The organism is Streptomyces sp. col6, from assembly GCF_008042035.1.
In the GTDB taxonomy this organism is placed as follows: Bacteria; Actinomycetota; Actinomycetes; order Streptomycetales; family Streptomycetaceae; genus Streptomyces.
The window spans coordinates 1,147,603-1,154,126 of the sequence record NZ_RDBL01000029.1 but is presented as its reverse complement, the minus strand read 5'-3'; the positions used below and the strand labels follow the sequence as shown (position 1 = coordinate 1,154,126).

The 6,524-nt window shown below is 72.8% G+C and carries 5 protein-coding genes; 3 read left to right on the top strand and 2 right to left on the bottom strand.

All coding sequences use genetic code 11. The features are described from left to right. Positions 1 to 186 precede the first annotated feature (186 nt). Positions 187 to 1,272, top strand: a complete 1,086-nt coding sequence (locus EAO73_RS34425) for a PucR family transcriptional regulator (RefSeq protein WP_147975364.1) — start codon at positions 187 to 189, stop codon at positions 1,270 to 1,272. Between the two features lie 62 nt (positions 1,273 to 1,334). On the opposite strand, the gene EAO73_RS34420 is transcribed toward EAO73_RS34425, so the two are convergent. Next, positions 1,335 to 3,614 carry a lectin-like domain-containing protein gene (locus tag EAO73_RS34420; protein WP_147975363.1) on the bottom strand — a complete coding sequence of 760 codons (2,280 nt, stop codon included), beginning with the start codon at positions 3,612 to 3,614 and terminating at the stop codon, positions 1,335 to 1,337. 190 nt (positions 3,615 to 3,804) lie between these two features. Here EAO73_RS34420 and EAO73_RS34415 point away from each other — a divergent pair, with 190 nt between their 5' ends. Continuing rightward, the gene (locus tag EAO73_RS34415) at positions 3,805 to 5,292 is read left to right on the top strand and encodes an MFS transporter (protein ID WP_147975362.1); all 1,488 of its coding nucleotides are present in this window, start codon (positions 3,805 to 3,807) and stop codon (positions 5,290 to 5,292) included. Between the two features lie 6 nt (positions 5,293 to 5,298). Here the strand turns inward: EAO73_RS34415 and EAO73_RS34410 are convergent, their stop codons facing one another. Beyond that, entirely contained in the window at positions 5,299 to 5,811 is a 513-nt protein-coding gene (locus EAO73_RS34410) for a nitroreductase family deazaflavin-dependent oxidoreductase (RefSeq protein ID WP_147975361.1), read from the bottom strand. A gap of 131 nt (positions 5,812 to 5,942) precedes the next feature. Between EAO73_RS34410 and EAO73_RS34405 the strand changes: the two genes are divergently transcribed. After that, positions 5,943 to 6,494 carry a MarR family winged helix-turn-helix transcriptional regulator gene (locus tag EAO73_RS34405; protein WP_147975360.1) on the top strand — a complete coding sequence of 184 codons (552 nt, stop codon included), beginning with the start codon at positions 5,943 to 5,945 and terminating at the stop codon, positions 6,492 to 6,494. The last annotated feature ends 30 nt before the right edge of the window (positions 6,495 to 6,524 follow it).

The following is a 6,524-nucleotide window of genomic DNA, read 5'->3' as shown; positions in this document are numbered from 1 at the left end:
CCCCCGTGCACCCCCGTGTTTCCCCCGTGGTCCCCCGGTTGGTGCTGACCGGATCGTGTCATCCTGGGGCGCTCGGTCGCATTGCCGGAACGCGGCAATGTTCGCCGTTCCTCGATGCCGGGCACCGGCACCGGCCCCTGTGCGTTGGGCAGAGGGCGGAGACGGAACAGGAACGGAGGCGGACGCGTGGCGGAACCGGAGATTCCCGACAGCTTTCTGGAGGGTTACGCGCGGATACTGGGCGAGGCGGCCGTCTCGGGACGCCGCCTCACCCGCGAGGAGCTGGAGACCCGCCGCGCCCTGGGCCGGCAGGCTGCCGAGGCCGGGCACCAGCTCCGGGCCCTGGTCCGCATGCACCTCGCCGAGACCCGCACCGCCTGGCCGGTCCCCGCCCCCGGCGCGCCTCCCGCGTCGGTCGCCGCCTCCGCCGACAGCGTGCTGGCCGCGGCCGAGCAGGCGGTCGACGCCTTCGCCGACGGCTTCGAGCGCGCCCAGCGCCTCACCGTGCGCCGCGAGGAGGCGGCCAGACGGGAGTTCATCGACGACCTGCTGTACGGGCGCAGCGACCTGGGCCGCCTCGCCGAACGGGCCACGCGCTTCGGGTTGCGCCTCTCCCGCGCCCACGCCGTCGCGGTCGCCACCGGCCCGGAGGCGTACACCGAGACCGACCAGGTGCCGCGGCACGTGGAGTCGGCGCTGCTGGCCCGGTTCAGCGGGCGCAAGATCCTGCTCACGACGAAGGACGGCCGGATGGTGTGCATCGCGCCCGGCAGCCAGCCCGACGTCCTGCGCTACTTCGCGAAGCAGGCGCACGCGGCGACCGACGGCGGCCGGGTGGCGGTCGGCCGCGCCCACCGGGGCCCCGGCGGGGTCGTCCAGTCGTACGACGAGGCGCTGGACGCGCTGGACCTGGCGGACCGGATGGACCTGGACGACCCCGTGCTGTACGCAGCCGACCTGCTGGTCTACCCGGTGCTGACCCGGGACCGGCAGGCCATGGCGGATCTCGTGCGCAGCGAGCTCGGCCCGCTCCAGAAGGCCAGAGGAGGCGCCGAACCGCTCCTCAGAACGCTCTCGGTGTACTTCGACGCGGGCTGTGTCGCCGCCGAGACCGCCCGCCGCCTCTCGCTGAGCGTCCGGGCCCTCACGTACCGGCTGGAACGCATCCATCAGCTGACCGGCTCCGACCCCGCCGACCCCATGCACCGCTACACCCTCCAGACCGCGGTGATCGGAGCCCGGCTGCTGGACTGGCCGGCCAAGGAGGTCTAGGGCCTTTCGTTCGGATCGGCGCGGCCCGTGCGGAGCGGCGCCGATCCTGTGGGCGGGGTGGGTCAGCCGCCGCTGTGGTGCTCCTTCTCGTCCTTGTGGCAACCGCCTCCCCTCTTCCCGGGCTTCCCGGGCTTGCCTGGCTTGCCGCATCCGGGCTTCTTCGGACGCTCGGGTGTGGCCTTCACCGTGACGGTGGCCGAGGCGGTCCCGCTGGCGATCTCGCCGCCCTGCGGGTCGGTGGCACCGGCCTGGGCCACGTTGGTGATCCGGCATGTGAGGGTGGCCCCGCCACCGCCACCGCCGCGGGTGGTGATCCTCCGGCAGACGTCGATGTCCGCTTCCGTGATCCGGTAGGAACCGCGGCAAGTGGTGCTCGCCCCCGGCGCCAGCGAGGTCGCGTCACAGACCACAGTGGCGACACGGTTGTCCGCCACGTGCACATCGTGCAGCGGGGTGCTGCCGGTGTTGGTGACCGTGTACGCGTACCGGACCTCGGTGCCGGCCCGGAACGGGCCCTTGGAGACGACCTTCTTGTGGAGCGTCAGATGGGGCTGCCCGACCGGGAGGGTCTGATACGTCTCCGGCGAGGTGACGGTCGCCCCGTTCGCCGTGGCGGTCGCCGTGGCGGTGTTGGTCACGGAGCCGGCCGTACCGTCGGCCGCGGTGATCGTGTAGGTGCCGGTGCAGGTGGTGCTGTCACCGTCCTCCTCCGCCGGGGCGAGCGTGGCCGACTCGCAGGTGATGTCCGTGACGTGGTCGTCGTGCACCGCGACGCCGGTCAGCTCCGCCCCGCCGGTGTTGCGGACGGTGTAGCCGTAGGTGACCGTCTGCCCGACCGCGTACGGGCCGGGGGTCTCCACCCGCTTCTCGACCTCGATGCCCGGCGCACGCTCGATCGGCACGCTCTCCGAGGAGGGCGGTGAGGTGACCGGCTCCCCGCCCGACGTACCGGATGCCGTGGCCGTGTTGTCGATCGAGCCGTTGGCGACGTCGGCGGCCGTCACCGTGTACGTCGCCGTGCAGGTGACGGTCTCCCCGGGGGCGAGGCTGCTCACGGGGCAGGAGACCGGGCCGGTCTTCGGGTCGTCGACGGCGAGGTCGTCGATCGTCGTGCCGCCCGAGTTGGTGACCACGAAGTCGTACGGCACCTGCGAACCGGCCGTGAGGTCACCGGGCAGCGGCTCCCCGACCTGCTTCACGAGGTTCAGCCGGGGCAGCGGCCGCTCGGTGCGGATTGCTACGTTGCGGATGAGGTGGGTGTCCGTGAACAGTCCGGTCGAGGCCGCGAAGCCGAACTTGTAGGTCGCCGGTACAGGGTCCGGCGCAGCCGCCTGGAGGACCTGCCGGGAGCCGTTGCCGTCGTTGAAGTCGATGGACACGGTGACCTGCGGATCGGGTGCCGGGGTGATCACCACATGCACCCGGCGGCGCGAGGGTTCGAGGTCCTGCTCGGCCTGGACGGGATCGCTCGACACCTCGGTGGTCGGCCCCTGGAGCAGGCCGGGGAGAGTTGACGGCCAAGGTCCGGTGGTGGAGAAGTTGCTCGTGGTGGCGGTGAGGAAGCAGTACCCCTCGATGCCGTCGCCCGGGCCGCGCAGCGTGACCATGTTCGGCCCGGGTGCGGGCACGCGGAACGCCGTACCCGCGGGCGAGCGCCCACCGGGCGGGCAGCCGTTGCCCCGGTGCTCCCAGTCGCCGAAGTAGTTGCCGAGGACGTCGAGCCCGACTCCCAGGTATCCGCGGTCCACACCGGGAAGGAACTGGGCGTTCGGGTCGTCGTCGGGCAGCTTCTGCGCGTATCCGAGGCTGCCGCCGAAGGCGCCGGGGTGGGTCAGCTCCGCCTCACCGTCGACCAGGAAGAACGAGATGCCGTCGGCTGGGGCGATGGCTCCCGTGGTGGTGCCGTACTGCCACTGGTCGAAGGTGACATCCAGGCCGTCCTCGGCGGGCAGCGCGTGGTTGTAGAGGACAGCGCCGGACTGGTCGTTGGAGGAGTCCGTCAGCCGCAGGTAGCCCCGCGGGGCGGCGTTGTTGGGGGGTACGGGGCCGACGCCCGCCGTGCAGCCTCCGAGCGGGTGGTTGCCGGGCCCCGGCAGGGCACCGGCCTGGGGCGCTCCGGTGAGACAGGCCGAGCCGACCCCGGTGAACTCCGGGGCCGTCGCCCGGGTGAACGTCTCATCGAGCAAGGGGGAGCCGCCCTGGCGCGGCTGCGCGTGGGCGGGTCCGCCGGTGTCCAGGGTCAGGGGACCGGCCACGCCGAGGGCGAGGGCCAGCGCCGCCGCGGCGAGCCGCGAGGCCCGTACGCGTCCGTCCAGCGGCGATGGGCGTGGTGTTCGTGTCATGCGCAGCATAGATAGCAGTCACGCTTCGTGATCGATGACTGATGGATGGTGTGTCCGGAAGGGGCACCCGGCCAGCCGCATCGATCCGTCGCACACCACACGACCGCTCCACATGCGGGGAGCGCGGCCTGCGCCTAGCGTGATCATCCGGGGGATTCCGGCGGTGTGCGCAGCGAGGGAGAACCGCACCATGGCCCGTGAAGCAGTCGCCCGCAGAGCCAACCCCCGCGCGGCAGGTCCGTCCCATCGCTGGTGGGTGCTCGGGGTCATCGGTCTGGCCCAGCTGATGGTGGTGCTCGACGCGACGATCGTGAACATCGCGCTGCCCTCCGCCCAGCAGGACCTCGGCTTCAGCGACGGCAACCGCCAGTGGATCGTGACGGCGTACGCCCTCGCCTTCGGCTCACTGCTGCTGCTCGGCGGACGCATCGCGGACCTGGTGGGCCGCCGGGTGGTCTTCCTGACCGGCCTGGTCGGCTTCGCGGTCGCCTCCGCGATCGGCGGCGCCGCCCCGAGCTTCGAGATCCTGGTGCTGGCCCGCGCGTTGCAGGGCCTGTTCGGGGCACTGCTCGCCCCGGCTGCGCTGTCGCTGCTCACCACGACGTTCACCGTGCCGAAGGAACGTGCCAAGGCGTTCGGGATCTACGGCGCGATCGCCGGGGCGGGCGGTGCGGTGGGGCTGCTGCTCGGCGGCGTGCTCACGGAGTACCTGGACTGGCGCTGGTGCCTCTACGTCAACCTGCTCTTCGCGTTCCTGGCCTTCGTCGGTGGCTGGCGGCTGCTGACCGCGGGGGCGCCGACGGACCGGCCCCGGCTCGACATCCCGGGGACGCTGCTGGTCTCGGCCGGCCTCTTCTGCATCGTCTACGGCTTCTCGGAGGCCGAGTCGCACGCCTGGAGTTCGCCGCTGACCTGGGGGTTCCTGGTGGCGGGCGCGCTGCTGGTGGCGGCGTTCGCGTGGTGGCAGAGCCGGGCGACACATCCGCTGCTGCCGCTGCGGGTGGTGCTGGACCGGGACCGGGCGGCGTCGTTCCTCGCGATGTTCATCTCCGGCGGAGGGATGTTCGGCGTCTTCCTCTTCCTCACGTACTACCTGCAGAAGGGCCTGGGCTATTCGCCGGTCTCCACCGGGCTCGCCTTCATCCCGATGGTCGCCTGCATGATCGCCTCGTCGGTGACGACGACGAATGTGCTGCTGCTGCGGTTCGGCGCGAAACCGATCGTCCCGACCGGGATGGGCATCGCGGCCGCCGCCATGGTCTGGCTGACCGCCCTGGACCTGAACAGCAGCTACGCCGCCCATGTGCTGCCGCCGCTGCTCTGCCTGGGCATCGGCCTCGGCGCCGTCTTCGCCACGGCGATGAACCTGGCCACCGCGGGGGTCGGGCCGCGGGACGCCGGGGTGGCCTCGGCGATGGTCAACACCAGCCAGCAGGTCGGCGGCTCCATCGGCACGGCCCTGCTGAACACCCTCGCGACCACCGCCGCCACCAACTACCTGGTGGGCCGCAGGCCGACCCCGCCCGTCGTCGCCCAGGCCCAGCTGGAGAGCTACTCCACCGCGTACTGGTGGTCGGCGGGCTTCTTCGCCCTCGGGCTCCTCGTCACGCTGTTCCTCTACCGGCCCGGCGCACCCCGTCCGCACCTCGTGGAGGAACCGGAGCCGGTACGGGCCTGAGCGGCCTCAGCGCTTCGCACCCTCCGTCAGCCGGACGAACGGGATGGACTCGCCCACCCGCCGGTAGTCCTCCGTACCGCCGTCCACCGTGAAACCCATGTACGCGCAGAGCCGGCGGGCGACCCTGGGGTGGCGGGGCGCGTACCGCACCATCAGCTCGCCGCCCTCCTCGGCGGTCAGCACCTGCGCGGTCACCGCGTGGAACCGGCGGCCGGCCTGCACCGTGGCGTGCGGGGTGTGCTCCAGATTGCGGAACCAGTCGGCGCCGGGGCCGAAGCCGGACGCCACCGTCCAGCATGTCCGGCCCTCGTGGGTGCCCGCCTCGACGACCTCGACGGCGGTGCGGCGCGGCAGGCCCGAGACCCGTCCGGTGTGGACGAGCAGCAGCAGCCGGCCCCCGAAGAGCGGCCCGAGCCCCATGCGGAACAGGTGGACGGGCAGCCGGAAAGCGGCACGCCGCCAGCCGGTCGGCGGGTCCGGGCGCCGGGGAGCGGGCGTAGCCGCGGGTTCATGCGTCACTGTGCAAACGTTGCATAATCCAAAGGTCTGTGCCAGTGCGGGCCGCTGACGGTCCGGTACCGGTTGGGCGGCGGTTGCGTATCGGATCGCGGCCGGTTCGAGCAGGGCGTTCCCGCGCGGTAGAAAGGGGCATGGCCGCGCACGGACAGGCACCCGATGACTCACCGACCGACCCGGACCGGGACGACGTGGACGCGGTGACCCGCGCGGTGCTGACCGCGTCGAGACTGCTGGTCGCCGTGTCGGCCCGGTCGCTCGCGGCGGTCGAGGACCGGGTGACGCTGCCCCAGTTCCGGCTGCTCGTGGTGCTCTCCACGCACGGCGACGCCAAGCTGGTCACGCTCGCCGAGCGCCTCGGCGTCAACCCGTCGACCGCGATGCGCATGCTGGACCGGCTGATCGCGGCGGGCCTCGCGGAGCGCCAGGTCAACCCGGCCAACCGCCGCGAGACGGTGCTGCGCGTGACGCCCGGGGGCCACCGGCTGGTCGAGGAGGTCACGGCCGGCCGCCGCCGGGAGGTCGCCACGATCGTCGAACGCCTCGCGCCCGGCCAGCGCGCCGCGCTGATCGACGCGCTGCGGGCGTTCACCGAAGCGGGCGGCGAGGCGTCCGCCCCGGCCGAGGGCACGGACGCCTACCCGCTGGGCTGGACCCCGGAGCTCCCGGCGGGCCAGGGGGCGTAACCGGCCGGACGGCCGGGGCGCGCACCGGCA